Genomic DNA, 26,412 nt, shown 5'->3' with positions numbered 1-26,412 from the left:
CAGCTTATGGAACGTGAAAAAGTTCAGCTGGACGCAGGTTCCCGCCGGCCGTAGCGTCCCCGACGTGCCGTACCCAGAACTGATCACCTCGGCGGCAACCGGGTTCTCCGTCTCCGTCGCCCTGATCGTCGCGATCGGCGCGCAGAACGCGTTCGTGCTGCGCCAGGGCCTGCGCCGGGAGCACGTCGGGCCGGTCGTCGCCGCCTGCGCCGCCTCGGACGCACTCCTGATCGCGGCGGGCGTCGCCGGGGTGGGCTCGGTCGTCGCCGGGCGGCCGGCGCTGCTGACCGCCGTCCGGTTCGGTGGGGCGGCGTTCCTGCTGTGCTACGCGGTGCTCGCGGCGCGCCGCGCGTTGCGCCCGGACGCACTCGTACCGACCGACCGACCGCCGGCCTCGCTGCGCGCCACCATCCTGGCCTGCCTGGCGTTCACCTACCTCAACCCGCACGTCTACCTGGACACGGTGCTCCTGCTCGGCGGGATCGCCCAGCAGCACGAGCACCGGTGGTGGTTCGGCGCGGGAGCGGCGGCCGCCAGCGTCGTCTGGTTCACCGCGCTGGGCACGGGGGCGCACCGGCTCGCGCCGCTGCTCGCCCGTACCGCGGCCTGGCGGGTGCTCGACGGCGCGGTCGCGGCCGTGATGGCCGCGGTGGCGGTGGCGCTGCTCGCGGGCTGAGCGCGGGTGTTTCCGCGACCAGCGGCGGCGGGGTCGCGGGCGGCCAGGAATGATGACCGGGTGCGGTTCCTTTCCGGCGCGGCTCCCGCGCACGACCTGACCTACAACGACGTCTTCATGGCCCCGGCCCGCTCGGAGGTCGGCTCCCGGCTGGACGTCGACCTGGCCGCCGCCGACGGCACCGGCACCACGATCCCGCTGGTGGTCGCGAACATGACGGCGGTGGCCGGGCGGCGGATGGCCGAGACCGTGGCCCGACGCGGCGCCATCGCGGTCATTCCGCAGGACATCCCGATCGAGGTGGTGGCCAACGTCGTGGCCTGGGTGAAGCAGCGACACCTGGTGCACGACACCGCGATCACGCTCGGCCCGACCGACACCGTCGGGGACGCGATCCACCTGCTGCCGAAGCGCGCCCACGGCGCGGTGGTCGTGGTGGACTCCGACGGCCGGCCGCTGGGGGTGGTCACCGAGGCGGACACCGTCGGGGTGGACCGGTTCGCCCAGCTCCGGCACGTCATGTCGACCGAGCTGCACACCGTGCCGGCCGACGCGGACCCGCGTACCGGATTCGACCGGCTCTCGGCGGGCCGGCGGCGGCTCGCGCCGGTGGTGGACGGCGAGGGCCGCCTGGTCGGGGTGCTGACCCGGCAGGGCGCGCTGCGCGCCACCCTCTACCGGCCGGCGGTGGACGACCGGGGCCGGCTGCGGATCGCGGCGGCGGTCGGCATCAACGGCGACGTCACCGGCAAGGCGAGGGCGCTGCTGGAGGCGGGGGTGGACACGCTGGTGGTGGACACGGCGCACGGCCACCAGGAGCGGATGATCTCGGCGCTGCGGGCGGTGCGCCGGCTCGATCCGGGCGTCCCGGTCGCGGCCGGCAACGTGGTCACCGCCGAGGGGGTACGCGACCTGGTCGAGGCGGGCGCCGACATCGTGAAGGTGGGCGTCGGGCCGGGCGCGATGTGCACCACGCGGATGATGACGGGCGTGGGCCGGCCGCAGTTCTCGGCCGTGCTGGACTGCGCGGCGGCGGCCCGCGGGCAGGGCCGGCACGTCTGGGCCGACGGCGGGGTGCGGCACCCCCGGGACGTGGCCCTGGCCCTCGCTGCCGGCGCGTCGAACGTGATGATCGGGTCCTGGTTCGCCGGCACGTACGAGTCCCCGGGCGACCTGTACACGGACGCGGACGGGCGGCGGTACAAGGAGAGCTTCGGGATGGCGTCGGCCCGCGCGGTCAGCGCCCGGACGGCCGACGACAGCCCGTTCGAGCGGGCCCGCAAGGCGGTCTTCGAGGAGGGCATCTCCTCGGCGCGGATGCACCTGGACCCGAACCGCCCCGGGGTGGAGGACCTGATCGACGAGATCGTCGCCGGGGTGCGCAGCGCGTTCACGTACGCCGGGGCGCGGGACCTGGCGGAGTTCCACGAGCGGGCGGTCGTCGGGGTGCAGAGCACCGCCGGCTACACCGAGGGGATGCCGCTGCCGACGAGCTGGTGAACGCGTTGGGTGACGAGACGCGCCGCGGGCAGTGACCTTGCCCGCGGCGCGTACGTTACCCGGGGCGGAGGTTCACCCGCGGGTCGGACGAAATTCGTTTGGCCCCTTACGATCAGGACGCTAACGTTGGCGGCATGGATCTGGTCACGTTGCACGACGTGCCGCTCGGCCGCCTGCTGGCCATCGCCGGTCACGTCGTCGGCCAGCGGTGGAACCGCTACCTCGCCGAGGAGCACGGGCTCACCCAGGCGGGCATGGCCACCCTGATGACCCTCGCCCGGTTCGGTGAGCTGCCGCACCGGGCGACCGCCGAACTCTGCTTCGTCCGGCCGGCCACCCTGACCGGCATCGTCGACACCCTCGAGCGCGACGGCCTCGTCGAGCGCCGACGCGACGACGCCGACCGACGCAGCGTACGCCTGGCGCTGACCACCGCCGGCCGGGAGCGGGTCGCGGCGCTCACCACGATCATCCACTCCGGCAGGCCCCTCACCTCGGTCGACGCCGATCCGGCGAAGGCGGCCGTGATCCGGGAGTTCCTGCTGGAAGTCATCAGCCTGGGAGAGGAACCCACATTGACGACGCCCGAGTCCAGACCGGAGGCCCCGCCGTGCTGATCCGGTTGCTCCGCACCCACCTGCGCCCGTACCGCCGGGCCCTCGCGGCGGTGGTGGCGTTCCAGTTCGTCGGCACCATGGCCTCGCTGTACCTGCCGAGCCTCAACGCCGACATCATCGACCAGGGCGTGGCCCGCGGCGACACCGGCTACATCCTGCACACGGGCGGCTGGATGCTCCTGGTCAGCCTCGTGCAGATCGCCTGCTCGACCGCGGCGGTCTACCTCGGCGCACGGACCGCGATGGGGTTCGGGCGAGACGTCCGGGCCGAGGTGTTCGGGCACGTCAACCGGTTCTCCGCCCGGGAGGTGGCCCGCTTCGGCGCGCCCTCGCTGATCACCCGCAACACCAACGACGTGCAGCAGGTGCAGATGCTCGTGCTGATGAGCTGCACCATGCTCGTCGCCGCGCCGATCATGAGCGTCGGCGGCGTGGTGATGGCGCTGCGCGAGGACCTCGGGCTCTCCTGGCTGATGCTGGTCTGCGTCCCGGTGCTGGCGATCGGGCTGGGGCTGATCATCCGGCGGATGGTGCCCGGGTTCCGGCTGATGCAGACCCGCATCGACACCGTCAACCGGGTGCTGCGCGAGCAGATCACCGGCATCCGGGTGGTCCGGGCGTTCGTCCGGGAGCCGTACGAGACGGAGCGCTTCGGCCGGGCGAACGCCGACCTCACCGCGACCGCCCTGCGCACCGGCCGGCTGATGGCCCTGATCTTCCCGGTGGTCATGCTGGTGCTCAACGTCTCCAGCGTCGCCGTGCTGTGGTTCGGCGCGGAGCGGGTCGACGCCGGCCAGATCCAGGTCGGCGCGCTCACCGCCTTCCTGCAGTACCTGATGCAGATCCTGATGGCGGTCATGATGGCCACCTTCATGCTGATGATGGTGCCGCGCGCCGCGGTCTGCGCCGAACGGATCGTCGAGGTGCTGGACACGGGGTCGTCGGTGGCGCCCCCGGCGCAGCCGGTGGCCGAGGTGGCCGCGCGGGGCGAGCTGGAGCTGCGCGACGTACGGTTCCAGTACCCGGGGGCGAGCGCGCCGGTGCTGCACGACATCTCGTTCCGGGCCACGGCCGGGCGCACCACGGCGATCATCGGCAGCACCGGCGCCGGCAAGACGACGCTGCTGTCGCTGATTCCCCGGCTGGTGGACACCACCTCCGGCAGCGTGCTGGTCGACGGGGTGGACGTGCGCGACCTGGCCCCCGACGAGCTGTGGCGGCGGATCGGGCTGGTGCCGCAGCGGCCGTACCTGTTCAGCGGCACCGTCGCCAGCAACCTGCGCTACGGCAACCCGCACGCCACGGACGACGAGCTCTGGGCGGCCCTGGAGATCGCCCAGGCCCGCGACTTCGTCGCCACGATGCCGGGCGGACTGGACGCGCCGATCGCGCAGGGCGGCACGAACGTCTCCGGCGGGCAGCGGCAGCGCCTGGCGATCGCCCGGGCCCTGGTCCGCCGGCCGGAGATCTACCTCTTCGACGACTCGTTCTCGGCGCTCGACCTCGGCACCGACGCCCGGCTGCGGGCGGCGCTGCGGCCGGTCACCGCGGACGCGGCGGTGGTGATCGTGGCCCAGCGGGTCTCCACGATCGTCGACGCCGACCAGATCATCGTGCTCGAGGACGGGGGCATCGTCGGAATGGGCCGACACGCCGAACTACTGGAGACCTGCCCGACGTACGCGGAGATCGTCGCCTCCCAGCAGACGGCGGAGGTGACGGCATGACCGCCGTACCGGAACAGAAGCGCGCCCCGGAGGCGGCGACGCCGAAGCGGCTGCCGCCCGGCGGCCAGCGCGGCGGCCCGCCGTGGATGGGCGCCGGCATGCCGGCCGAGAAGTCGATGAACTTCGGGCCGTCCGCCCGCCGGCTGCTGGGCCGGTTGCGGCCGCACCGGCTCCAGCTCGTCGTCATCATCGGCCTGGCCGTGGTCAGCGTCGGATTCAGCGTGTACGGGCCGAAGGTGCTCGGCCGCGCCACCGACCTCATCTTCAGCGGGGTGATCGGCCGGCAACTGCCCGCCGGGACCACCCTGGAGCAGGCCGTCGCGGCCGCCCGGGCGAGCGGCAACGACAACTTCGCCGACATGCTCGCCCGGATGGACGTGGTGCCCGGGGTCGGCATCGACTTCCCCGCGCTCGGCCGGGTGCTGCTGCTCGCGCTCGGGCTCTACCTGGCCGCCAGCGCGCTGATGTGGTGGCAGGGCTGGCTGCTCAACGGCGTCGTGCAGCGTACGGTGCTGAAGCTGCGCGCCGACGTGGAGGACAAGCTCAACCGGCTGCCGCTGCCCTACTTCGACCGGCAGCCCCGCGGCGAGCTGCTCAGCCGGGTCACCAACGACATCGACAACATCTCGCAGACGCTCCAGCAGACGCTGAGCCAGCTGCTCACGTCGCTGCTCACCGTGGTCGGCGTACTGGCCATGATGTTCTGGATCTCGCCCCTGCTGGCGCTGGTGGCCCTGGTCGCGGTGCCGCTGTCGGTGATCGTGACCGGGCAGATCGCGAAGCGGTCGCAGCAGAAGTTCATCGCCCAGTGGACGCACACCGGCGAGCTGAACGGCCAGATCGAGGAGGCGTTCACCGGCCACGAGCTGGTCAAGGTCTTCGGCCGGCAGCGCGAGGTCGAGGCGGCCTTCCACGCCAAGAACGAGGAGCTGTTCCGGGCCAGTTTCGGCGCCCAGTTCATCTCCGGGATCATCATGCCGGCGATGATGTTCATCGGGAACCTGAGCTACGTCGCGATCGCCGTGGTCGGCGGCCTGCGGGTGGCGTCCGGGTCGATGAGTCTCGGCGACGTGCAGGCGTTCATCCAGTACTCCCGGCAGTTCACCCAGCCGCTGACCCAGGTCGCCTCCATGGCGAACCTGCTCCAGTCCGGGGTGGCCTCCGCCGAGCGGGTGTTCGCGGTGCTCGACGCGGAGGAGCAGAGCCCCGACCCGGCGGTGCCGGCCCGGGTGGCCGACCCGCACGGCCGGGTCGAGTTCGAGCACGTCTCCTTCCGGTACGAGCCGGACAAGCCGCTGATCGAGGACCTGTCCCTGGTCGCCGAGCCCGGGCACACCGTGGCCATCGTCGGCCCGACGGGCGCCGGCAAGACCACGCTGGTCAACCTGATCATGCGGTTCTACGAGCTGGACGCCGGCCGGATCACCCTCGACGGGGTGGACATCACCACCCTGGCCCGGGACGACCTGCGCGGCCGGATCGGCATGGTGCTCCAGGACACCTGGCTCTTCGGCGGCACCATCCGGGACAACATCGCGTACGGCCGGCCGGGCGCCACCGAGGAGGAGATCGTCGACGCGGCCCGGGCCACGTTCGTGGACCGGTTCGTGCGCAGCCTCCCCGACGGCTACGACACGGTGATCGACGAGGAGGGCAGCAACGTCAGCGCGGGCGAGAAGCAGCTCATCACCATCGCCCGGGCGTTCCTGGCCGAGCCGTCGCTGCTCATCCTGGACGAGGCCACCAGCTCGGTGGACACCCGCACGGAGGTCCTGCTCCAGCGGGCGATGGCGGCGCTGCGCTCGGACCGCACCAGCTTCGTCATCGCCCACCGGCTGTCCACCATCCGCGACGCCGACCTGATCCTGATGATGGAGAACGGCCGGATCGTCGAGCAGGGCACGCACGAGGAACTCCTGGCGGCGAACGGGGCGTACCACCACCTCTACCAGTCCCAGTTCAGCCAGTCCGCGATCCCCGAGGCGGGGCCGGACCTCGCCACCGCCGAGCCCGCGTCGGTGTAGGGCGGGCGTGGCCGGGGATCGACCGCCGGCGACCCGCCCCGGATCGCGGGGCGGGTCGGGACGGCGGGTCCCGCCCGGGCGGGGGCGGTCAGGGCAGCAGGTCCGCCGAGCGGGTGGCGACCACGGCCCCGACCAGGGCGAGGGCGTCCGACACGGGGAGCGGCCCCGGGACGCGGCCGTCGCGCAGCCGGAGGGCGACGGAGCCGTGGGCCGCCTCCCGCGCGCCGATCACGCCGACGTACGGGACGCGGCGGCGGGCGGCGTCGCGGACCCGGGCGCCCAGCGACCCGCCCCCGTCCACCTCGGCCCGCAGGCCGAGCGCCACGGCGTCCCGGGCCAGCCGGTCGGCCACGTCCGCCTGCGCGGCGTCGCCGGGGTCGACCGGGAGCACCACCAGCTGCACCGGGGCGTACCAGGGCGGGAAGTCGCCCTGGTGCACCTCGATCAGGTAGGCGAAGAGGCGTTCCATGCTGCCCACGAGGCTGCGGTGCACCATCACGGGCCGGCGCCGGGCCCCGGACGCGTCGACGTACGACAGGTCGAACCGCTCGGGCTTGTCGAAGTCGAGCTGGACGGTGGAGAGGGTCGACTCCCGGCCGGCCGCGTCGACGATCTGGATGTCGATCTTCGGCCCGTAGAAGGCGGCGTCGCCGGGCGCCTCGACGAAGTCGACCCCGGCCAGGGCGCCCCGCAGCAGCTCCTCCGCCCGCCGCCACTGGTCGTCGGTGCCGACGTACCGCTGCCCGGGCCCGCGCAGCGACAGCCGGAACCCCGCCGGGCGGACGCCGAGCGCGGCGTGCGCCTCGCGGATCAGCGACAGGATCACGGCGACCTCCTCGCCCACCTGCTCCAGGGCGCAGAAGTTGTGCGCGTCGTTGAGCGAGATCGCCCGCACCCGGGACAGCCCGCCGAGCACCCCCGAGCGCTCCGCGCGGTACATGCCGCCCAGCTCGCCCACCCGCAGCGGCAGCGAGCGGATCGCCCCGGGGCCTCGGTTGACGGTGACGTCAGTGCGGCGCGCCGGGGTGTCCCGGCGTCGTGGCCCGTACCGCGCTGCGCATGGGAAGACGGTAGGAGTGTGACGGCGCGGCGCGCATCCGAGTTTCGCGCGGGCGCGGCTCGGCGCGGCTTCGGCCCGTCGGCACCGGGCCTGCGAAACCCACACCTCCGCCCCGACTGTAGGCGATTCGTCACCTTTCGCAATCGGCTCGCTGGAGTGGGACGTATGCACTACGGTCCATGGACATGATCCCGGCCCTCGTGGGAGGAAGCCCGGCGACTCGGACGCAGGTGGTTTCCCTGCCCGGCGCAGTCCGCAGCAGAACCGCAGGCCAGGAAAGGGGCGGGCGGCCGACACGGGACCTGTCGGCCGCCCAGGGCGGCCCGGTGTCGTCGGGAACGGGGGGCCCGACGCGCCTGGGGCCGCGCGCCGACAACGGTACGCGCACGCAGGCGGATTCGCCGCCCGCCACCAGCCGGACGCCGAGGTCGCGGCGCCGGCGGCGCTGGTCGGGGCCGGGACGCCTCGGCGGATCGTCACCTTTCGCCGCCGTACCTCGTTTTATCCTGGTGGCCCCGCCGTGTTTGTGGTCACCACGGGCCAGGGTCGGCCCCCGGTGACACCGGACACGCCGTCAGGCTCGGTAGACCCGATCAGCCGACCCCGGCGAGGTGGCAGTCGTGCCCGAACTTCTCACTGACGTCACGTCGCCGCTGTGGGCGTACCTGGTGCTGCTCGGGCTGCTGGTGGTCGACGCGTTCGTGCCGGTTGTCCCAACCCAGGCCGTGATGATCACCGTCGGGGCGCTCACCGTGTACGGCGGGCTGAGCCTGCCGCTGACGATCGGGGTCGGCGCGCTGGGCGTGTTCGCCGGCGACCTGGCCTGCTACCTGCTCGGCCGGGGCGCGCCGGACCGCCGGGAGTGCGGACACGCCGAGCCGGGCCGGGCCCGCCGGGTGGCCGGCCGGGTCACCCGCGGCCTGCGCCACCCCGGCCCGCTCGTCATTCTGCTCTGCCGCTTCGTGCCCGGCGGCCGGATGGCGGCCTGCTTCGCGGCCGGGCGCAGTCGGTACCCGTACCGGCTGTTCCTCACCTACGAGGCGATGGCGGCGGGCGGCTGGGCGACGTACGGGGCACTCGTCGGGCACCTGGGCGGGACGGCCCTGACCGGGTCGACCTGGCGGCTGCTGGTGGTCGCGGCCGTCGCGGCGGCCGGGTTCACCGTCGCCGGGTGGGCGATGACCGCCATCAGCGCCCGCAACGCCCGCCCGGAAATCGAGGCCGAGGTCCGGGTCGGGGCCGACCGGTCGGCGCACCCCGGCTCCTGACGCCCCGGCACCGCAGGTAGGGGACTTCCCCGGATCCTGGGTGGGTGGCCGTCCCGGATCCGTTTCGGGTGGCCTCGGCGACAGGCTGGGGCATGCCCGAAACCCGGACAAGCGGCCTCCTCGCCCTCGGCGGGATCGCCCTGGCGGCGGCGCTCGCCGTCCTCGGTCACCTCGACGTGAACGACGATCTGAGCCCCTGGTCGCTGACCGTCAGCGACTTCGCCGTCTCCGACCGGGGCGGCGTCATCGACGCGGCCATGGCCGTGCTCGCCGCCGCGACGGCGGTGCTGATCCCGGCCCTCTGGCGTACCGGAACGGGGTCGGCCCGCGGCGGGTCGCGGCCCGGCGGCCACGGACGGGCCCCGACCGGCGGCGGGCCGGCGCTCGGCCGGGCCGGGCGGCGGCGCGCCGCCGGGATCCTCCTGGCCGCGTGGGCCGCCGGCCTGGTCTCCGCCGCCGTGCTGCCCACCAACGGGCCGGGCCTGCCCATGGACACCGCGGCCTACCTGCACCGGTACGCCTCGGTGGTCGCCTTCCTCGCGCTGCCGGTCGCCGGCTGGCTGCTCGCCGGGCACCTGGGCGGCCGCGCCGCCGGCTGGGTGCGCGGGCTCGCCCTGGCCAGCCTGCTGCTGGCCGGCGCGATGGTCTGGTCCGCCTATCCCGGCGAACGCCTGCTGATCGGGCTCGCCGAGCGCCTGCTCATCCTCGCGGAGGTCGCCCTGCTCGGCGTGGTCGCGGCGAGGCTGGCCCGCCGGCCGGTCGACCGACCGGCCGGGGCCGCGCGGGAGATCACTCCAGTTCGTGGAGCATGAGCTGGCGGGCGGCCTCGGTGATCGAGCCGGACAGGCTCGGGTAGATGGTGATGGTCTGGGCCAGCTCGTTGACCGTGAGGTTGTTCTCCACCGCCATCGTGATGGGCAGGATCAACTCGCTGGCCTTCGGGGCCACCACCACGCCGCCGATCACCTGGCCGCTCGCGGGCCGGCAGAAGAGCTTGACGAAACCGTCGGCGAGGTCGTCCATCTTCGCCCGGGCGTTGCCCGACAGCGGCAGCATCACCTGCCGGGCGGGCACCCTGCCGGCGTCCACCTCGTCCTGCGAGACGCCGACCGTGGCCAGCTCCGGGTCGGTGAACACGTTCGCCGCGACCGTACGCAGCCGCAGCGGCCGGACCGCCTCGCCGAGCGCGTGCCACATGGCGATCCGCCCCTGCATGGCGGCGACGCTGGCCAGCGGCAGCACCCCGGTGCAGTCGCCCGCGGCGTAGATGCCGGGGACGTTGGTCCGGGACACCCGGTCCACGTTGACGTAGCCGCCCCGGGCCAGCTCGACGCCGTACTCGGCGAGGCCGAGGCCGGCGGTGTTGGGGATCGAGCCGACGGCGATCAGGGCGTGCGAGCCGTGCACCTTGCGGCCGTCGGACAGCTCGACCTCCACCCCGTCGGCCGACCGGCGGACCGCCTCGGCGCGGGAGTTGTTGAGGATGCTCATGCCCCGGGAGCGGAAGACCCGCTCGATGGCCATCGCGGCGTCGGCGTCCTCGTGCGGCATCACCCGGTCCCGGCTGGACACCAGGGTGACCTCGACTCCCATGGCCAGGTACGCGCTGGCGAACTCGGCGCCGGTGACGCCGGAGCCGACGACGATGAGGTGCTCGGGCAGCTCGGGCAGGTCGTACACCTGGCGCCAGGTCAGGATGCGCTCCCCGTCCGGTACGGCGGTGGGGAGCTGGCGCGGGGTGGCGCCGGTGGCGATCAGCACCGTGGACGCGTCGACCGAGTACGCCTCGGCGCCGTCGGCCGGCGCGACGACCACGCGGTGGGTGTGACCGAGCATGTCCTCGCCCAGCCGGGCGGTGCCGGAGACGAACGTGACGCCGGCCTTCACCAGCTTGGCGTGGATGTCGGCGGACTGGGCCAGTGCGAGCCGCTTCACCCGGTCGTGCACCGCCTGGGCGTCGACGGTGACCGCCTCCAGCCCGTCGGAGTGCACCCCGAACTCCTCGGTGTCCCGATACCCGGTCACCACCTCCGAGCTGGCGATGAAGGTCTTGGAGGGGACGCAGTCGGAGAGCACGCAGGCACCGCCGGCGCCGTCCGCCTCCACGACGGTGACATCAGCGTCCAGCTGGGCCGCGACCAGGGCCGCCTCGTACCCGGCCGGCCCCCGCCGATGATCACGATCTGGCTCACAGCGCCCGCCCCTCGTCGATGCCCACAGTGACTTTCTTCTCCCCAACGCGTCCGACACGCACCGTCGTATTCTCCCCCACCCGTCCGCCGGGCTATCGTCATCGCCGTGCGTCATTACGCCGCCTACGGCTCAAACCTGGACCCTGCCCGGATGCGGGCCTACTGTCCGCATTCCCCGATGGTGGGCACCGGCTGGCTGGAAGGCTGGCGGCTCACCTTCGCCGGCGAGGGCGTGATCGGCTGGGAGGGCGCGGTCAGCACCGTCGTCGAGTCCCCGGGCGACCGGGTCTTCGTGGCGCTGTACGACATCCACCCCTACGACGCCGCCCAGCTCGACGAGATCGAGGGGGTGGCCGCCGGGACGTACCGCAAGCTGCACGTCCGGGTCTCCACCCTGGACGGGGACGTGACCGCCTGGGTCTACGTGTTCGACGGGTACGAGGGCGGCCTGCCGACGTCGTGGTACCTGTCGGAGATCGCGACCGCGGCCGAGAAGGCGGGCGCCCCCGCCGACTACGTCAGCGGGCTGCGGTCCCGCCCCACCGGCACCGCGTCGGCGTAGCGCGTCTCCCACGCGCCCAGTCTGCGCCGCGCCCGCGGCGGGCGGGGCGGCACCCCCGCACCGGGTCGGCTATCACACACCCGTGGCGGCGACCGACCGCTCGTACATGTCGACCCAGTGCATCTCAATCAGGCCCACGGTCCGGTAGAGGGTGACCGGGGCGGTCGGGTTGGCGAGGTCGACGCCGAGGCCGGCGGCGGCGCGGCCCTTCGCCGCGTACGTGGCGAAAGCCCGGCGCAGCAGCGCCGCGCCCACCCCGCGCCGCCGGTACGCGGGCAGCACCGAGAGCGTGCGTACCCAGCCCGAGTCGTGCTCCAGCGCCTGGTCGGCGGACTGGAGGGCACCCGCCGGTTCCCCGTCGACCTCGGCGACGAACCACTCGTCCCAGACCTTGCCGTAGGACGGGAGCTGCTCGCGCCACTGGTCGAAGTCGAGCGGCTCGTGGTCGGGGGTGTCCCGGAACGCGGTGTCGAAGATGCGGTGGAACAGCCGCAGGTCGGCCTCGTCGCCGGGGCGCAGCGACCGGACGGTCACCCCGGCCGGGGGCGGCGGCTCGGCGGGCAGGTCCGCGAGGGAGCGGTTCATCCGCACGTACCGCTTGACCCGGGCGAAACCGGCCGCGGCCAGCTCGGTCGCCCACCGGGTCTCCGGGGCGCAGGCCGCGCAGCGGACGGTCAGCGCCGGCAGCCCGCGCTCGGCAGCCCGTTCGGCGGTGCGGTCGAGCTGGCGGGCCAGCAGCGGCGCGCGCAGCGGCGCGCCCCGCTCCGGGTCCACGTAGACGTCCACGAACTCCCGGCCGATCCCGGTCGGGTTGTCCACGATGGCCCAGGCGACCGCGACGCCGTCCGGGCCGGTGACCAGCCACGAGTCGCGGGCCGGATCGACGTGGGGGGCCGCCAGCGCGGCCTTGACGTCCTCGGCGTCGAAGTCCGGGTGGCCGATCGCGAAGGTGTCGGCGGCGTGCACGACGGCCAGGATCGCCGGCACGTCGTCGAGGGTGGGGCGGCGGGCGGTCCAGCCGGCGGGAAGGGTCACGGGGCGATCCTGGCAGGCGGCAGCGCCACACGCCGCCCATTTTTCGCCCGCGTCGGCGCTCCCGCCGCCGGCCCGGGCGGGGGCCCGGGCGACGGGCCAGGGTGGCGGCCCGGGCGGCGGCTCCGGCGGTGCGAGGGGCGGCCCGCCCTACCGCAGGCGTTGGGAAGGGGCCCTTCCTTGCACCTCGGCCTGGGTGGCGGCGAGCAGGTCCAGCAGTTCCGGGCCCTCGCCGGGCGCGAGGGCCCGGAACGCGGCCGAAGCCAACCGGTCGGTCACCGCCTCCGCCCACAGCCGGCGCCGCACCAGCGGGGCGACGTGCGGGTACGGCGGCTCCCAGCCGCACGCCAGCGCGCCCGCCTCGCCCTCCGGCCCGCCAGCACCGCCTCCAGCGGGGTCATCCCGCCGGCCCGCACCGCCAGCAGGTACGCCGCCGCGAAGTGCTCGCGCAGCAGCAGCAGGCCGACGGCGGCGCGGGCGCCCGGGGAGTCGTCCGGCACCGGCATGGCCCGCCAGGCGGCGAAGAGCGGCATGGCGCTGTCGTCCGCGGCGTCGACCACCCGGCGCAGCAGCCCGGCCAGCCGGGTCACCCCGGCCACGCCGGCGAGCTGCTGGCCGCCCCACCGGCAGCACTCGGCGAGGTTCGCCACCGCCACCTCGACCGGAGGGACCACCCGGGCGGCGGCGTCCCAGCCGTCGGCGACCGCGTCCGGGGCGATGAAGCCGAGGGCGGCGGCCACCGTCGGCGCCCGGACGTCGCCGAGCGCCCCGGCCCGACCCGCGATGTAGAAGGCCCAGCCCGGGATGCCGAGCAGGCGGGCCCGGCGCAGGGTGTCGGGGCAGCGGCTGAAGGCGTCCCCGAGCTCCAGCACGTACGGCTTGCTCGCGGCGGCGAGCTGCTCCGGCGTCATCGTGAGTCAGTCTGCCCCGCCGTCGCCGCCGACGGCAGCCCCCTCTTCGGCGTCGAGCGCCTCGACGGCCCCCTCCACCTCTCCGGTGCGGCGGCGGGCGGCGGTGACCGCGCGCTCGGCCGTTCGCCGGGCCAGCTTCCGCCGGCTCAGCTCCTGCTCGGCCTCGGCCCGGCGGCGCTCCAGCTCCGCCAGGGACCGCTCGATGTCGGCCAGTTCCGCCGCGCCGTCGTGCTCGGCGTCCGCCGCGTCGGCCAGCTCCGCCTCCGCCCGCTCCTGGTCGGTACGCGCCTTCGCCAGCTCGCGTTCCAGCGCGCGCCGCTGCCGCGCCCGCTCGGCCCGGGCCGCCCGTTCGGCGGCCCGCTCGTCGCGTTCCCGCTGCGCCCGGTCCCGTTCGGCGGCGCGGTCCCGTTCGGCGGCGCCGCCCCGCCGGGGCGCGGGGGCCGGCTCCTCGCCGCCGGTGACCAGGCGCAGCTGTGGGCGGGGCACCTCGCCGAAGCCGGCGTAGCTGGCGGCCCGCAGCAGCCGGCCGGATCGCACCTGCTCGGCCACCTCCGCGTCGGCCAGCGCGGCGTTGAGGGTGGCCTCGACCTCGGCCAGCGGCAGTTTCCCGGCCGGCGGTCCGCCGTCGGCCTCGGCGGCCAGCTGGCGCACCTCGGCGACGAGCGCCGCGACCACCGCCCGCCGCTGGGCGGACAGCTCCCGCAGCCGGGGGCCGCGCAGGTCGCGCTGGGCGGCGCGCAGCGCCTCGGCGAGCTGGGCCAGGTCGGCGACCAGCTCGGGGCGGCGGACGGCGAGCAGGTTCACCAGCCACGCCGCCACGGTCGGCCGGCGCAGCCGGGCGATCTCCCGGGCGGTGGCCGGGTCGCCGGCCCGGCGGGCCTCGGCGACGGCGGCGTCCCGGGTGGCGACGAACCGGTCCGGCGACTCGGTGTACAGCCGCCGGACCAGGTCCCGAGGGGCTGGCACCGCGGTCAGACGACGAACCGGCTGCCCGGTTCGAGGCGCTGGTAGTCGGTCTTGGACAGGGCCGCGTACTGGCGGTCGTAGACGGCGACGCCGTTGTCGTTGAGCAGCGCGTCGTGCAGGGCGTACGCGCGGCGCGGCGCGACCGCCCGGATGAAGTCGAGCACCTCGGAGAACTTGCACCAGGGGGCGTGGACCGGCGCGAAGAGGGTGTCCACCGGCGTGTCCTCGGGCACCACGAGCGAGTCGCCCGGGTGGTAGACGGCGTCGTTGATCAGGTAGCCGATGTTGTCGATCACCGGGATGTCGGGGTGGATGACGGCGTGCCGCCCGCCGTACGCCCGCACCGGAACGCCGGCCGCGGTGAACGACTGGCCGGGGGTGACCGGGTCCAGCGCCTCGGCCGCGTCGCCGAGAGCGCCGGCCACCGACGCCGGGCCGTGTACGCGGAACGGCCGCCGATCGAGTTGCCGGGTGATCGCCTCGGCGTTCACGTGGTCGGGGTGCTCGTGGGTGATCAGCACCGCGTCCGCCCCGTCCAGTGCCGCCGGGTCGCTGAACACGCCGGGGTCGACGACGAGCACTCCCCCGTCGTGCTCGATGCGGAGGCAGGAGTGGGCGTACTTGGTGACCTGCATCGTGGCTCCTGGATTATCGAATCGTGACGTCCTCAGCGCAGTCTGCCGGAACCGGCGCGACCGCGCGTCACGTCTGACGTATCGCCGCGGCGCCGGAAGGCCCGCGGGAGAAGACGATCGGAGCGGGGATGGACGGACGGAACAGACATCGGCTGCTGGCGGCGCTGGGGCTGGCGGCCCTGCTCGCGGTGGGCGGGTGCAGCGGATTCCGCGGCTCGGGGGCTCGGAGAGCGCCCGGGACTCGTCGGCGGTGGCGCCGGCCGGCGGGCCGGCGGGCGGGAACAACGCGGACGCGGGCGGCGCGGACGCGAAGGCCGGCGCCGGCGGCGGGTCGCCGGATCTACGGGTCGACCGGCGGTCGATCATCTACACGGGAACGATGCGGGTCGCCGTGGACGACGTGGAGGCCGCCGCCCGTGCGGCCGTCACGACGGTGACGGGGGCGGGTGGCTTCGTCGGCGGCGACGAGCGGCGCAGCGGGGACGCCGACGCCCGGGCGGAGCTCACGCTGCGCGTGCCGGCCGACCGGTTCGCCGGCGTGCTGGAGGACCTGGCGAAGCTCGGCCGGCAGCAGCAGCGCTCGGTGCGCACCGACGACGTGACCGAGGAGACCGTCGACCTGGACGCCCGGATCGCCACCCAGCGCGCCCGGGTGGAGAGCGGCCGCAAGCTGCTGGCGCGGGCGACCTCGATCGGCGACCTCGTGACGCTGGAGGGCGAGGTGGCCCGGCGGGAGGCGGACCTCGCCTCGCTGGAGGCGAAGAAGCGCCGACTGGCCGACCTCACGGCGCTGTCCACGATCACGCTCACCCTCGTCGGGCCGGACGCCGGCGACGACGAGGAGGAGACCGGGACGGGCTTCCTCGCCGGCCTGGAGGGCGGCTGGAAGGCCCTCGTGGCCTCGGTGAACGTCCTGCTGACCGTGCTCGGTGCGGTGCTGCCGTTCGCGGTGCCCCTGGCGGTCGTGGTCGCGCTGCTGCTGCGGCTGCGCCGGCGCGGGCGGGTGCCCGTCGCGCAGGCGGCCGCCGGCGGCCCCGGCGCCGTCAGCGAGCCGCCGCCAGTGCCCGCAGCGCGGTCTGCACCATGACCCGGATGCCGACCGGGATCGCCCGCTCGTCCACGTCGAACGAGGCGCGGTGCAGGTCGACGTTCGGGCCGGACCGGCCGACGCCGAGCCGGGCGAGCGCGCCGGGGACGTACTCCAGGTACCAGGAGAAGTCCTCGCCGCCCATGCTCTGCGGGGTCTCGGCGACGCCTTCCGGGCCGAGCGCGGCGGCGGTGGCGGCGGTCAGCACCTGGATCGCCTTGGCGTCGTTGGTCACCGGCGGCCGGCCGCGCAGGTACTCCAGGTCGACGGTCGCGCCGGTGGGGGCGATGACGTCGCGGACCACCTGAGCGACGATCTTGGGTGCCTGCTCCCAGGTGTCTCGGTCCATCACCCGCAGGGTGCCGGAGGCGGACGCCTCGGACGGGATGACGTTGTACCGGGTGCCGGCCGCGGCGTGGCCGAACACCAGCAGCAGCCCGCTGTTGGCCGGCACCCGGCGGCTGACCAGGGCGGGCACTTCGGTGACCAGCCGGCCCAGCGCGTCGACCAGGTCGACGGTCAGGTGCGGGCGGGCGGTGTGCCCGCCCGGGCCGGTGAGCCGGACGGTGACGTTGTCGGCGGCGGCGGTGATCGGGCCGACCCGCAGGCCGATCCGGCCGACCGGCTGGTTGGGGTCGCAGTGCAGCGCGAAGATCTGCACCACGTCGTCCAGGCCGCCGGCCTCGATGACCTCCAGCGAGCCGCAGGGCAGGATCTCCTCGGCCGGCTGGAAGATCAGTCGGACCCGGCCGTCCAGCTCGCCGAGGTCGGCGAGCTGGGCCAGCAGCATGCCGACGCCGAGCATCACGGTGGTGTGCACGTCGTGGCCGCAGGCGTGGCAGACGCCGTCCTTCGTGGACCGGTACGGCACGTCCTTGACGTCGGTCAGCGGCAGCGCGTCGATGTCGGCGCGCAGCGCGATCACCGGGCCGTCCGGGCGGCCGTCGATGTCGCAGATGACGCCGTTGCCCTTGGGCAGCAGCCGCGGGTTCAGGCCGGCGAGCGACAGCTCGCGGGCGATCAGGGCGGCGGTCTCGAACTCCTCGCCGGAGAGCTCCGGGTGCGAGTGGATGTGCCGACGGGTGGCGACGAGGCCGGGTAGCCGGAGGGCGAGCAGGTGGTCGAGCCCGAAGGGCAGGGGCGGGAACCCGGACGGGGCCTCGGGCCAGGGGGACGACTCCAGCTGGCCGCCGTTCGGCAGCGTCAACGCACTCGTCACGTCGAATTCTCGATCACTAGAAAGGGAAGGATCTTCGGGTAGGACAGCAGACAGCCTAGACCTCCGGCGGTGACGCTGCGCGACATCGTTCTCGTGATCATCGAAACGCGCAGCGTCACGAATGCCCAGGCTCAGGGGCTCCAGAATCTGCGGGACAGCAGGTAGATCGCGATCGAACGCCGTCATCTGCCCCACCCCTCCTACAACGCGTAACCGATTCACGCGGTCACGAAGTCACCGTCGACCCGGGGCCGTCGTTCCGAATTGTCGCATTAGTCGCGCCGGTAAACGGCTGCTCGGACAACTAACCGACCGCGACGATCGGCTGGAAGACTCCCGACGGTGACACGGCGGGGCACCACGCTCCCGCACACGCTGTCCGTCCCCGGCCACCCGGAGGGCTTACCCACCGCCCCGGGGACGCACACGGCGAAGCCGGGCGCGGGTCAGAACCGGTCGCTGGGGCGGTACGTCCCCCACACCCGGCGCAGCGTGCCGCAGACCTCCCCGACCGTGGCGCGGGCGCGCAGGGCCTCCTTCATCGGGTAGAGCACGTTCTGGGTGCCCTCGGCGGCGGCGCGCAGCTCGGCCAGGGCGCGCTCGACCGCGTCGCCGTCCCGCTCCGCGCGCAGCCTCGCCAGCCGCTCGGCCTGGGCCGCCTCGATCGTGGGGTCCACCCGCAGCGGCTCGTACGGCTCCTCGGCGTCGATGGTGAACCGGTTGAGCCCGACCACCACCCGCTCCCCCGAGTCGATCTGCTGGGCGATCCGGTACGCCGACTGCTCGATCTCCCGCTTCTGGAAGCCGGCCTCGATCGCGTCCACCACCGAGCCGTGCTCGAAGACCCGGCCCATCAACTCGTCGACGGCCGCCTCGATCTCGGACGTCATCGCCTCGACCACGTACGACCCGGCGAACGGATCGACGGTGGCCGTCAGGTCGGTCTCGTACGCGAGCACCTGCTGGGTACGCAGCGCGAGCCGGGCGGCCTTCTCGGTGGGCAGCGCGATCGCCTCGTCGAAGCTGTTGGTGTGCAGCGACTGGGTGCCGCCGAGCACCGCACCCAGCCCCTGGATCGCCACCCGCACCAGGTTCACCTCGGGCTGCTGGGCGGTGAGCTGCACGCCCGCCGTCTGGGTGTGGAACCGCAGCATCATCGACTTCGGGTCCTTCGCCCCGAACTCGTCGCGCATCAGCCGGGCCCAGATCCGCCGGGCGGCGCGGAACTTCGCCACCTCCTCCAGCAGCGTCGTCCGGGCCACGAAGAAGAACGACAGCCGGGGCGCGAAGTCGTCCACGGCCAGCCCGGCCGCCAGCGCCGCGCGGACGTACTCGACGCCGTTGGCCAGCGTGAACGCGATCTCCTGCGCGGGCGACGCGCCCGCCTCCGCCATGTGGTAGCCGGAGATGGAGATGGTGTTCCACTTCGGCACCTCGCCGCGGCAGTACGCGAACGTGTCCGCCACCAGCCGCAGGGAGGGCTTCGGCGGGAAGATGTACGTCCCCCGCGCGATGTACTCCTTGAGGATGTCGTTCTGGATCGTGCCGTTGAGCGCCGCGCCCGGCACCCCGGACTCCTCGGCGACGAGCTGGTAGAGCAGGAGCAGCACGGAGCCCGGGGCGTTGATCGTCATCGAGGTGGAGACCCTGTCCAGCGGGATGCCGTCGAAGAGCACCCGCATGTCCTCGATGGAGTCGATGGCGACCCCGACCTTGCCGACCTCACCGTGCGCGATCGGCTCGTCGGAGTCGTACCCCATCTGGGTCGGCAGGTCGAACGCGACGGACAGGCCCATCGTGCCGGCGCGCAGCAGCTGGTGGTAGCGCGCGTTGGACTCGGCGGCGGTGCCGAAGCCGGCGTACTGGCGCATGGTCCACGGGCGCGAGGTGTACATGGTGGGGTAGACCCCACGGGTGTACGGGAACTCGCCCGGGCCGCCGAGCCCGGCGGCCAGGTCCGCGGGCAGATCGGCCTCCGTGTAGACGCCCTTGATCGGGAAGCCGGACTCGCTTGACCGCCGTTCGCTCATTCCCGGATGGTAGGACGCGCCGAGGCATCGACGGATGAGGGATTGGGCACATCCGATCGTCCCCCGATCGGGCGACCCCACGGTGAACAGCCGACCACGTACCGTCGAGTTCGGTAAACGTCCGTCGCGTCGGGTTTCGCATCGGGCGTCGGAACCAGCAAGATAGGGGGGTTGTGTCCCAGCCCCCTCGATTTCCCCGGTGGCTTTTCTGTGACTCAGATCCCGACGTGGAGCGGCGGACCAGTGAGTCCACCCCACGGACGTGCGGCATCCGGCACCACCATCGGCGACCGGTACTCGCTCCGGTCCCCGGTGGGCAATGGCGGTATGGGCACGGTCTGGCGTGCCACGGACACCCTGTTGCGGCGCGACGTGGCGGTCAAGGAGGTCGTCCTACCGCCGGGGCTCGCCCCGAGCGACCGCGACGCGATGTACGAGCGCACCCTGCGCGAGGCCCGCGCCGCCGCCGCGATCCAGCACCCGGCCGTGGTCCAGGTGTACGACGTGGTCACCGAGGGCGGCCGGCCGTGGATCGTGATGGAACTGCTGGACGCCCGCAGTCTGGCCGACATGGTGATCGAGGACGGGCCGGTCGCGCCCCGCGCGGTCGCCAAGATCGGTATTGCCCTGCTCGGCGCGCTGGAGGTGGCGCACGCGATCGGCGTGCTGCACCGTGACGTCAAGCCGGCCAACGTGCTGATCTGCACCGACGGTCGGTGCGTGCTGACCGACTTCGGCGTGGCCCGGATGCCCACCGACGTGCAGCTCACCACGCCGGGCATGGTCCTCGGCTCGCCGCACTTCATCTCTCCCGAGCGGGCCATGGGTCAGGACTTCGGGCCGCCCAGCGACCTGTTCTCCCTCGGCGTGACGCTCTACACGGCGGTCGAGGGTCGGCCCCCGTTCGACCGGGGCGACCCGATCGAGACCATGCACGCCGTGGTCGAGGACCCGCCGGCCACCCCGCAGCGCAGCGGCCCGCTGACCCGGGTGCTGATGGGCCTGCTGGAGAAGGATCCGGCCCGCCGACTCGACGTACACACCGCCCGCGCCATGCTGCGCGAACTGCTGGCCGGCCCGTTGACCAGCACCGCCACGGCGGTCAACTCGGTCACCGACCCGTACGCGGTGGTGCCCGTGCAGCCGCGGCCGGTCGTCGTCCCGCCGCCGCCCGCAACCCAGCCGAAGCAGACCGGCAAGATCGGCGGCCGGGCGATGCTCGCCCCCGGCGAGTCGCTGACCGACCGACTGGCCGCGCTGCGCCGGGGCGAGAAGCCGGCGGCCGAGGCGGCCGCCGCGAGCGCCACCGCGCTGGACGACACCAGCGCCGACGCGCTCGCGGGCCCGCTGCACACCCCTACCAGGGCGATGCCCGCGCCCGCGGCCGTGCCACCGCCGCCGACCGTGCCACCGCCGCCCGCCGGCCGGACGTACGGCGGGTCGGAGGCCACCCAGCGGGTGGACGCCGCCGCCGCGCCCGAGGCCACCCAGCGGGTCCCGTACGGCGGCCCGCCCGACGCCACCCAGCGGACCCCCTTCGGTCCCCGCCCGGACACCACCCAGCCCGTCACGGGGTACCCGGCCGCGCCGGACGCGACCCAGCCCGTCTCGGGCTACCCGGCCGCGCCGGACGCGACCCAGCCCGTCTCGGGCTACCCGGCCGCGCCGGACGCGACCCAGCCCGTCTCGGGCTACCCGGCCGCGCCGGAGGCGACCCAGCCGGTGCACGGGTACCCGGGCGCGCCCGGGGTGACCCAGCCGGTCGGCGCGTACGGCCCCGGCCCGTGGGCGGTGCCCGGCACCGGCCAGCCGTGGACGGTTCCCGCCCCCGCGCCCGCCCCGGCGGACGGCGGCGCGCTCGGCGGGGTCCGGCGGGCCGGCGGCCAACTCGTCGCCACCGTCAAGGGCTGGCCCCGCAAGGTGCAGTTGGCGGCGGCCGGCGGCCTGGCCGTGCTGCTGCTGATCGGCGCGGTCGTCCTGCTCAGCGGCGGCGACCCGGAGACGCCGACGACCCCGCAGGCCCAGCCGACCGCCTCCGCCGGCGCGGCCGGGGTGGAGATGCAGGAGCACTCGACCAAGGGCATCACGGTGCGGGTCCCCAAGGGATGGGACCGTAAGAGCGCGGGCGTGTGGGTCGACTTCGTCGACCCGGAGGACAGCGGGCGCAAGGTGCGCATCCTCGCCGAGAACTGGGGCGGCACGTCGTCGATGCGCTGGGCCGAGACGGCTGCCCGGGGCCTCAGGGGCAACTCCAACTCCTGCAAGAAGCCGTACAACCAGATCGCGATGAGCGAGCAGGAGCTGGCCGGGCAGGCGGCCGCCGAGTTCGAGTACACCTGCGGCGAGGGCGACAGCATGCGCCACGGCGTGTGGCGCGGGGTGGTGCACGACGGCAAGGTCTACTCGTTCTACCTCTCCGCCACGCACGCCCGGTTCGCGGAGAGCAAGCCGATATTCGACGAGATGGTGAAGTCCTTCCAGCTCACCGGGGCCAACTGAGGCCCGGGGGCGCGCCGGTCGAGGCCGACGGGACAAGGTGATCCGCCGCCGTGCTATCAAGTGGCAATGGCGGCGGACACCACTGACATCGACGACATTCGCGAGCGGGCCCGGCGGTGGGTCGACGACGACCCCGACCCGGCCGCCCGCGAGGAACTGCGGGCCGTACTCGACCGGCTGCCGGCCAGCGCGGCCGAGCTGGCCGACCGGTTCGCCGGCCCGCTGACCTTCGGCACCGCCGGGCTGCGCGGGCCGCTGCGCGCCGGCCCGAACGGCATGAACCTCGCCGTGGTCACCCAGGCCGCGGCCGGGCTGGTCGGCTGGCTCGCCGCCCAGGGCGCCGCCGGCCCCCTGGTGATCGGGTACGACGCCCGGCACGGTTCCCGGGAGTTCGCCGAGCGCACCGCCCAGGTCGCCACCGGCGCGGGCCGCCCGGCGTTGCTGCTGCCCCGCCCGCTGCCCACGCCCGTGCTCGCGTACGCCGTGCGACACCTGGGCGCGGCGGCCGGCGTGATGGTGACCGCGAGCCACAACCCGCCGCAGGACAACGGGTACAAGGTCTACCTCGGCGCGCAGCTCGGCGGGGCGCTGGGCGCGGGCGCGCAGATCGTGCCGCCGGCCGACGCCGGGATCGAGGCGGCCATCCGGGCGGTCGGCCCGCTGGCCCAGGTGCCGCTCGGTCCCTCCGGGCAGGTGCTCGGCGACGACCTGGTGGCCTCGTACGTGGACCGGGCCGCCGCCGTGGTCTCCCCCGACGGGCCGCGTGACCTGGCCGTGGCGTACACCCCGCTGCACGGCGTGGGCGCCGCGGTGCTGGCCGCCACGTTCGCCCGGGCCGGGTTCGCGGTGCCCGGCGTGGTGCCGGAGCAGGCGGAGCCGGACCCGGCGTTCCCGACCGTCTCCTTTCCCAACCCGGAGGAGCCGGGCGTGGTGGACCTGCTGGTGGCGCTCGCCGAGCGGACCGGCGCGGACATCGCCGTCGCCAACGACCCGGACGCGGACCGCTGCGCGGTGGCAGTGCGCGACCCCTCGGCGGGCGGATGGCGGATGCTGCGCGGGGACGAGGTCGGCGCGCTGCTCGCCGACCACCTGATGCGCCGGGGCGTCCGGGGCCTGTACGCCACCACGATCGTGTCGTCGTCCCTGCTGCGGGCGATGTGCGCGGCCCGCGGCCTGCCGTACGACGAGACGCTGACCGGGTTCAAGTGGATCGTCCGGGCCGGGGGCGGCTCGGAGCCGCTGGTGTTCGGCTACGAGGAGGCGCTCGGCTACTGCGTCGCCCCGGACCACGTCCGGGACAAGGACGGCGTCACCGCCGCGCTGACCGTCGCCGAGCTGGCCGCCGGCCTGAAGGCGCAGGGGCGCACGCTCACCGACCGGCTGGACGAGTTGGCCGCCGAGTTCGGCGTGCACCACACCGACCAGCTCTCCGTCCGGGTGGACGACCTGCGGGTGATCGCCGACGCGATGGCCCGGGTCCGGGCGGCCACGCCGACGGTGCTGCTCGGCCAGCCGGTGACCGAGTCACGGGACCTGCTGCCCGAGGCGGACGTGGTGATCCTGCGGACCGGGGCGGCCCGGGTGGTGATCCGGCCGTCGGGCACCGAGCCGAAGCTGAAGGCGTACCTGGAGGTGGTGGAGCCGGTCGCGGACGGCGACGTGGCCGCAGCCCGCACCCGCGCCCGGTCGGCGGTCTCGGCACTTCGCACCGAGGTCGCAGCGGCCCTCGGCCTCTGAACCCGCGTCGATCAAGAGGTTTGCGTCTCGGAGAGCGATCCCGAGGACGCAACCCCCTTGATCAACAGAGCGGCGTCAGACGCGCTTGCCCAGTGCGGCGTCGACCGCCTGGGCGAGGGCGGCGACGACGAGGCTGACGGACGGGCGGACCACCGAGTCCTCCAGGCTGACCTCGCCGGAGAAGCCGGCAACGCCGGCGATCTCCTCCAGGCGGGCGCGCGTCTCCCGGGCCGCGTCGCCGCCGAGTCCGAGCGCCGGCTCCATCCGCAGCACCGCCACCAGCGTGGCCAGGGCGGCCGTCCGCTCGTCGGGGACCTTCCCGCCGGCCAGTGCCTCGGCGAGCCGGCCCCGGGTGTCGGCCTCGACCGCCGCGTCCGCGAGGGGGTAGCGATGTACGTGGATGAAACCCAGCTCGGTCTCGTCGACGTCCCGCACCACGCCCCGGGCCACGAGGTCGCCGAGGATGCGGTCGCGCAGGCCGTGGCGCAGCCGCTGCACCCAGGAGGAGGGCGTGTGCGGGGTGTCGGCGGCGATCCGGGCCAGCACGTCGTCGAGGATCGGCTCGCCGGTGGGAGTCGGGTCGGTGGCCGCCAGGTTCCCCTCGGCGTACGCGATCCGGCCGGCCAGGGCCAGCTCGATCAGAACGGCGGCGGCCATCCCCAGGTCGAGGCTGATCCGCGGCATGGTCGCCTTGCCGGATTCGTCGTCATAGGCGAGGAGCAGCAGCTCTTCGGCGAGCGCAACACCAGTCATGGCCCGAGACGGTAGCGCCTGAGGGCACCTCCGCGCGCCTCCGACCCGCCCGCCGGGAAGGGCGCCCCTGGCCCGCCCGGCGAAAGTGGCGCCGCTGACCCGCCCAGTGGACGGGACACGTCGGGGCCGCCCCGGGTGGGGCGGCGGCCCACCGGCGTCAGAAGCGGGGCATTCCGCCGAACTGGCGGTCACCGGCGTCGCCGAGGCCCGGCACGATGAACATCTTGTCGTTGAGGCCCTCGTCGACCGAGGCGGTGACCAGGCGCAGCGGCAGGCCGGACCGCTCCAGCCGCTCGATGGCCGGCGGCGCCACCAGCACGCAGAGGACGGTGATGTCCGTGCAGCCCCGGTCGGCGAGCAGCCGGCAGCAGTGCTCCAGCGAGCCGCCCGTGGCGACCATCGGCTCCAGGACCAGCACGGGCAGCCCGCTCAGGTCGCGGGGCAGCGACTCCAGGTACGCGCGCGGGGCGAACGTCTCCTCGTCCCGGGCCAGGCCGACGAAGCCCATGGAGGACTCGGGCAGCAGGCCGAGCGCGGCGTCGGCCATGCCGAGACCGGCCCGCAGCACCGGCACGAGCAGCGGCGGGTTCGCCAGCCGGGTGCCCAGCGTGTCGGTCACCGGGGTCCGCACCGGGTACTTCTCGACGGGGAAGGAGCGCGCCGCCTCGTACACCAGCATGGTGGTGAGTTCGTGCAGCGCCGCCCGGAACGACGAGGAGTCGGTGCGCGCGTCCCGCATGGCGGTCAGCCGCGACTGGGCGAGCGGGTGGTCAATGACGTGTACGTCCACGATCGCCCAACCTACCGAACGCTCCGCTTTCCCGGGCGCGGGAGCGGCCGGACCAGGGACGCCGCCAACCCGGCGACCGGCGGCCGCCGGGCCGGCCGGCGCCCCTCGAACCAGCGACAGTGACACATACCACTACACCGGTGGATGCGTAAACTTCGGGGCATGACGGCGACAGCGACGTCGGCCCGGTCGGACCTCTCCGAGCTGGGACGATCCGAGACCGCTCTGCGGACCTTCCTGCACGGCCTGCCGGGCGTTGACCAGGTCGGTGCGGAGCAGCGGGCGGCACAGCTCGGCGCCCGCTCAATCAAGACCACGGCCAAGGCCCAGGCGATCGACCTGGCGATCCGGATGGTCGACCTGACGACCCTGGAGGGGGCGGACACCCCCGGCAAGGTGCGGGCGCTCGCGGCCAAGGCGCTGCGCCCCGACCCGGCCGACCCCTCGTGCCCGCACGTCGGCGCCGTCTGCGTCTACCCGGCGATGGTCCCGCACGTGGCCGAGGTGCTGCGCGGCTCGGGCGTGCATCTGGCCAGCGTGGCCACGGCCTTCCCCTCGGGCCAGGCCCCACTGGAGGTCAAGCTCGCCGACACCCGGGCCGCCGTCTCGGACGGCGCGGACGAGATCGACATGGTGATCAACCGGGGCGCCTTCCTCGCCGGCCGCTACCAGGAGGTCTACGACGAGATCGTCGCGGTCAAGGACGCCTGCGGGGACGCCCACCTCAAGGTGATCCTGGAGACCGGCGAGCTGGCCACGTACGACAACGTGCGGCGGGCCTCCTGGCTGGCCATGCTGGCCGGCGGCGACTTCATCAAGACCTCCACCGGCAAGGTCCCCGTCGCGGCCACCATGCCGGTGACCCTGGTGATGCTGGAGGCGGTCCGGGACTTCCGCGCCGCCACCGGGCGGCAGGTCGGCGTGAAGCCGGCCGGCGGCATCAAGACCAGCAAGGACGCGATCAAGTACCTGGTGATGGTCAACGAGACCGTCGGCGCGGACTGGCTCGACCCGGACTGGTTCCGCTTCGGCGCGTCCAGCCTGCTCAACGACCTGCTCATGCAGCGCACCAAGCTGAAGACCGGCGTCTACTCCGGTCCCGACTACTTCACCCTGGACTGAGAGCG

Annotated in this window: 21 protein-coding genes and 2 pseudogenes; 12 read left to right on the top strand and 11 right to left on the bottom strand. The window is 74.2% G+C overall.

Annotated features, from left to right (window positions below; genetic code table 11):
- Positions 1 to 79 precede the first annotated feature (79 nt).
- The 5 genes from JD77_RS16420 (at position 80) to JD77_RS16400 (ending at position 6,544) form a co-directional block, all read left to right on the top strand.
- Positions 80 to 676 carry a LysE/ArgO family amino acid transporter gene (locus JD77_RS16420; protein ID WP_145777618.1) on the top strand — a complete coding sequence of 199 codons (597 nt, stop codon included), beginning with the start codon at positions 80 to 82 and terminating at the stop codon, positions 674 to 676.
- Positions 677 to 736: 60 nt separating this feature from the next.
- Positions 737 to 2,176 (top strand): GuaB1 family IMP dehydrogenase-related protein, encoded by a 1,440-nt coding sequence (locus tag JD77_RS16415; RefSeq protein ID WP_145775178.1) that lies wholly within the window; start codon positions 737 to 739, stop codon positions 2,174 to 2,176.
- 134 nt (positions 2,177 to 2,310) lie between these two features.
- Positions 2,311 to 2,793: a MarR family winged helix-turn-helix transcriptional regulator gene (locus JD77_RS16410; protein ID WP_145775177.1), complete on the top strand. Its 483-nt coding sequence runs from the start codon at positions 2,311 to 2,313 to the stop codon at positions 2,791 to 2,793.
- A complete protein-coding gene (locus JD77_RS16405; RefSeq protein WP_145775176.1) occupies positions 2,787 to 4,520 on the top strand; it encodes an ABC transporter ATP-binding protein in 1,734 nt (577 codons plus the stop codon). Before JD77_RS16410 ends, JD77_RS16405 begins: the two co-directional genes overlap by 7 nt.
- Positions 4,517 to 6,544: an ABC transporter ATP-binding protein gene (locus JD77_RS16400; protein ID WP_145775175.1), complete on the top strand. Its 2,028-nt coding sequence runs from the start codon at positions 4,517 to 4,519 to the stop codon at positions 6,542 to 6,544. The genes JD77_RS16405 and JD77_RS16400 overlap by 4 nt, the downstream gene beginning before the upstream one ends.
- An 88-nt stretch (positions 6,545 to 6,632) precedes the next feature.
- Here the strand turns inward: JD77_RS16400 and JD77_RS16395 are convergent.
- Positions 6,633 to 7,520, bottom strand: a pseudogene (locus JD77_RS16395) (aminoacyl--tRNA ligase-related protein); the annotation flags it as partial.
- A gap of 704 nt (positions 7,521 to 8,224) precedes the next feature.
- Between JD77_RS16395 and JD77_RS16390 the strand changes: the two are divergent.
- Positions 8,225 to 8,872 (top strand): DedA family protein, encoded by a 648-nt coding sequence (locus tag JD77_RS16390; RefSeq protein ID WP_145775174.1) that lies wholly within the window; start codon positions 8,225 to 8,227, stop codon positions 8,870 to 8,872.
- A gap of 92 nt (positions 8,873 to 8,964) precedes the next feature.
- Positions 8,965 to 9,684 carry a DUF998 domain-containing protein gene (locus tag JD77_RS16385; RefSeq protein WP_145775173.1) on the top strand — a complete coding sequence of 240 codons (720 nt, stop codon included), beginning with the start codon at positions 8,965 to 8,967 and terminating at the stop codon, positions 9,682 to 9,684.
- Here JD77_RS16385 and JD77_RS16380 read toward each other — a convergent pair.
- Positions 9,662 to 11,064 (bottom strand): annotated as a pseudogene (locus JD77_RS16380) (NAD(P)H-quinone dehydrogenase). The gene JD77_RS16385 and the pseudogene JD77_RS16380 overlap by 23 nt on opposite strands.
- Positions 11,065 to 11,170: 106 nt before the next feature.
- Between JD77_RS16380 and JD77_RS16375 the strand changes: the two are divergent.
- Positions 11,171 to 11,626: a gamma-glutamylcyclotransferase gene (locus JD77_RS16375; RefSeq protein ID WP_145775172.1), complete on the top strand. Its 456-nt coding sequence runs from the start codon at positions 11,171 to 11,173 to the stop codon at positions 11,624 to 11,626.
- Positions 11,627 to 11,698: 72 nt separating this feature from the next.
- On the opposite strand, the gene JD77_RS16370 is transcribed toward JD77_RS16375, so the two are convergent.
- The 5 genes from JD77_RS16370 to JD77_RS16355 all read right to left on the bottom strand — a co-directional run bounded on the left by JD77_RS16370 (position 11,699) and on the right by JD77_RS16355 (position 15,170).
- A complete protein-coding gene (locus JD77_RS16370) occupies positions 11,699 to 12,661 on the bottom strand; it encodes a GNAT family N-acetyltransferase (RefSeq protein WP_145775171.1) in 963 nt (320 codons plus the stop codon).
- A 147-nt stretch (positions 12,662 to 12,808) separates the two neighbouring features.
- Positions 12,809 to 12,937 carry a hypothetical protein gene (locus tag JD77_RS35510; RefSeq protein ID WP_425463573.1) on the bottom strand — a complete coding sequence of 43 codons (129 nt, stop codon included), beginning with the start codon at positions 12,935 to 12,937 and terminating at the stop codon, positions 12,809 to 12,811.
- On the bottom strand, positions 12,934 to 13,569 hold the full coding sequence (locus JD77_RS16365; protein ID WP_425463572.1) for an SCO6745 family protein: 636 nt from the start codon (positions 13,567 to 13,569) through the stop codon (positions 12,934 to 12,936). Before JD77_RS16365 ends, JD77_RS35510 begins: the two co-directional genes overlap by 4 nt.
- Before the next feature lie 6 nt (positions 13,570 to 13,575).
- The gene (locus JD77_RS16360; RefSeq protein ID WP_145775170.1) at positions 13,576 to 14,535 is read right to left on the bottom strand and encodes a hypothetical protein; all 960 of its coding nucleotides are present in this window, start codon (positions 14,533 to 14,535) and stop codon (positions 13,576 to 13,578) included.
- A 5-nt stretch (positions 14,536 to 14,540) separates the two neighbouring features.
- Positions 14,541 to 15,170 (bottom strand): MBL fold metallo-hydrolase, encoded by a 630-nt coding sequence (locus JD77_RS16355; RefSeq protein ID WP_145775169.1) that lies wholly within the window; start codon positions 15,168 to 15,170, stop codon positions 14,541 to 14,543.
- A 196-nt stretch (positions 15,171 to 15,366) separates the two neighbouring features.
- On the opposite strand from JD77_RS16355, the gene JD77_RS16350 reads away from it, so the two are divergent.
- Positions 15,367 to 16,257, top strand: a complete 891-nt coding sequence (locus JD77_RS16350; RefSeq protein ID WP_246140702.1) for a DUF4349 domain-containing protein — start codon at positions 15,367 to 15,369, stop codon at positions 16,255 to 16,257.
- Here the strand turns inward: JD77_RS16350 and JD77_RS16345 are convergent.
- Positions 16,214 to 17,476, bottom strand: a complete 1,263-nt coding sequence (locus tag JD77_RS16345; RefSeq protein ID WP_145775168.1) for an amidohydrolase — start codon at positions 17,474 to 17,476, stop codon at positions 16,214 to 16,216. The two genes, JD77_RS16350 and JD77_RS16345, sit on opposite strands and share 44 nt — an antisense overlap.
- A 446-nt stretch (positions 17,477 to 17,922) precedes the next feature.
- On the bottom strand, positions 17,923 to 19,506 hold the full coding sequence (locus JD77_RS16340; protein WP_145775167.1) for an acyl-CoA mutase large subunit family protein: 1,584 nt from the start codon (positions 19,504 to 19,506) through the stop codon (positions 17,923 to 17,925).
- 210 nt (positions 19,507 to 19,716) lie between these two features.
- On the opposite strand from JD77_RS16340, the gene JD77_RS16335 reads away from it, so the two are divergent.
- Positions 19,717 to 22,005 carry a protein kinase domain-containing protein gene (locus JD77_RS16335; protein WP_246140701.1) on the top strand — a complete coding sequence of 763 codons (2,289 nt, stop codon included), beginning with the start codon at positions 19,717 to 19,719 and terminating at the stop codon, positions 22,003 to 22,005.
- 66 nt (positions 22,006 to 22,071) lie between these two features.
- Positions 22,072 to 23,742 (top strand): phospho-sugar mutase, encoded by a 1,671-nt coding sequence (locus JD77_RS16330; protein WP_145775166.1) that lies wholly within the window; start codon positions 22,072 to 22,074, stop codon positions 23,740 to 23,742.
- Positions 23,743 to 23,817: 75 nt separating this feature from the next.
- Here the strand turns inward: JD77_RS16330 and JD77_RS16325 are convergent, their stop codons facing one another.
- Positions 23,818 to 24,495 carry a GOLPH3/VPS74 family protein gene (locus tag JD77_RS16325; RefSeq protein WP_145775165.1) on the bottom strand — a complete coding sequence of 226 codons (678 nt, stop codon included), beginning with the start codon at positions 24,493 to 24,495 and terminating at the stop codon, positions 23,818 to 23,820.
- Between the two features lie 157 nt (positions 24,496 to 24,652).
- Positions 24,653 to 25,285, bottom strand: a complete 633-nt coding sequence (gene upp / locus JD77_RS16320) for a uracil phosphoribosyltransferase (RefSeq protein WP_145775164.1) — start codon at positions 25,283 to 25,285, stop codon at positions 24,653 to 24,655.
- A 162-nt stretch (positions 25,286 to 25,447) separates the two neighbouring features.
- On the opposite strand from upp, the gene deoC reads away from it, so the two are divergent.
- On the top strand, positions 25,448 to 26,407 hold the full coding sequence (gene deoC / locus JD77_RS16315) for a deoxyribose-phosphate aldolase (RefSeq protein WP_145775163.1): 960 nt from the start codon (positions 25,448 to 25,450) through the stop codon (positions 26,405 to 26,407).
- The last annotated feature ends 5 nt before the right edge of the window (positions 26,408 to 26,412 follow it).

It is taken from the genome of Micromonospora olivasterospora (assembly GCF_007830265.1).
Classification (GTDB): Bacteria; Actinomycetota; Actinomycetes; order Mycobacteriales; family Micromonosporaceae; genus Micromonospora; species Micromonospora olivasterospora.
Note: the sequence above shows the minus strand (reverse complement) of the source record. Positions and strands in the feature narration are given on the sequence as shown.

Excerpts from the sequence above, each read along its gene's own strand:
- JD77_RS16400 (WP_145775175.1), top strand. The coding sequence starts at position 4,517 with ATGACCGCCGTACCGGAACAGAAGCGCGCCCCGGAGGCGGCGACGCCG.
- JD77_RS16385 (WP_145775173.1), top strand. The coding sequence starts at position 8,965 with ATGCCCGAAACCCGGACAAGCGGCCTCCTCGCCCTCGGCGGGATCGCC.
- JD77_RS16355 (WP_145775169.1), bottom strand. The coding sequence starts at position 15,170 with ATGCAGGTCACCAAGTACGCCCACTCCTGCCTCCGCATCGAGCACGAC.
- JD77_RS16410 (WP_145775177.1), top strand. The coding sequence starts at position 2,311 with ATGGATCTGGTCACGTTGCACGACGTGCCGCTCGGCCGCCTGCTGGCC.
- JD77_RS16340 (WP_145775167.1), bottom strand. The coding sequence starts at position 19,506 with ATGAGCGAACGGCGGTCAAGCGAGTCCGGCTTCCCGATCAAGGGCGTC.
- deoC (WP_145775163.1), top strand. The coding sequence starts at position 25,448 with ATGACGGCGACAGCGACGTCGGCCCGGTCGGACCTCTCCGAGCTGGGA.
- JD77_RS16325 (WP_145775165.1), bottom strand. The coding sequence starts at position 24,495 with ATGACTGGTGTTGCGCTCGCCGAAGAGCTGCTGCTCCTCGCCTATGAC.
- JD77_RS16365 (WP_425463572.1), bottom strand. The coding sequence starts at position 13,569 with ATGACGCCGGAGCAGCTCGCCGCCGCGAGCAAGCCGTACGTGCTGGAG.
- JD77_RS16330 (WP_145775166.1), top strand. The coding sequence starts at position 22,072 with ATGGCGGCGGACACCACTGACATCGACGACATTCGCGAGCGGGCCCGG.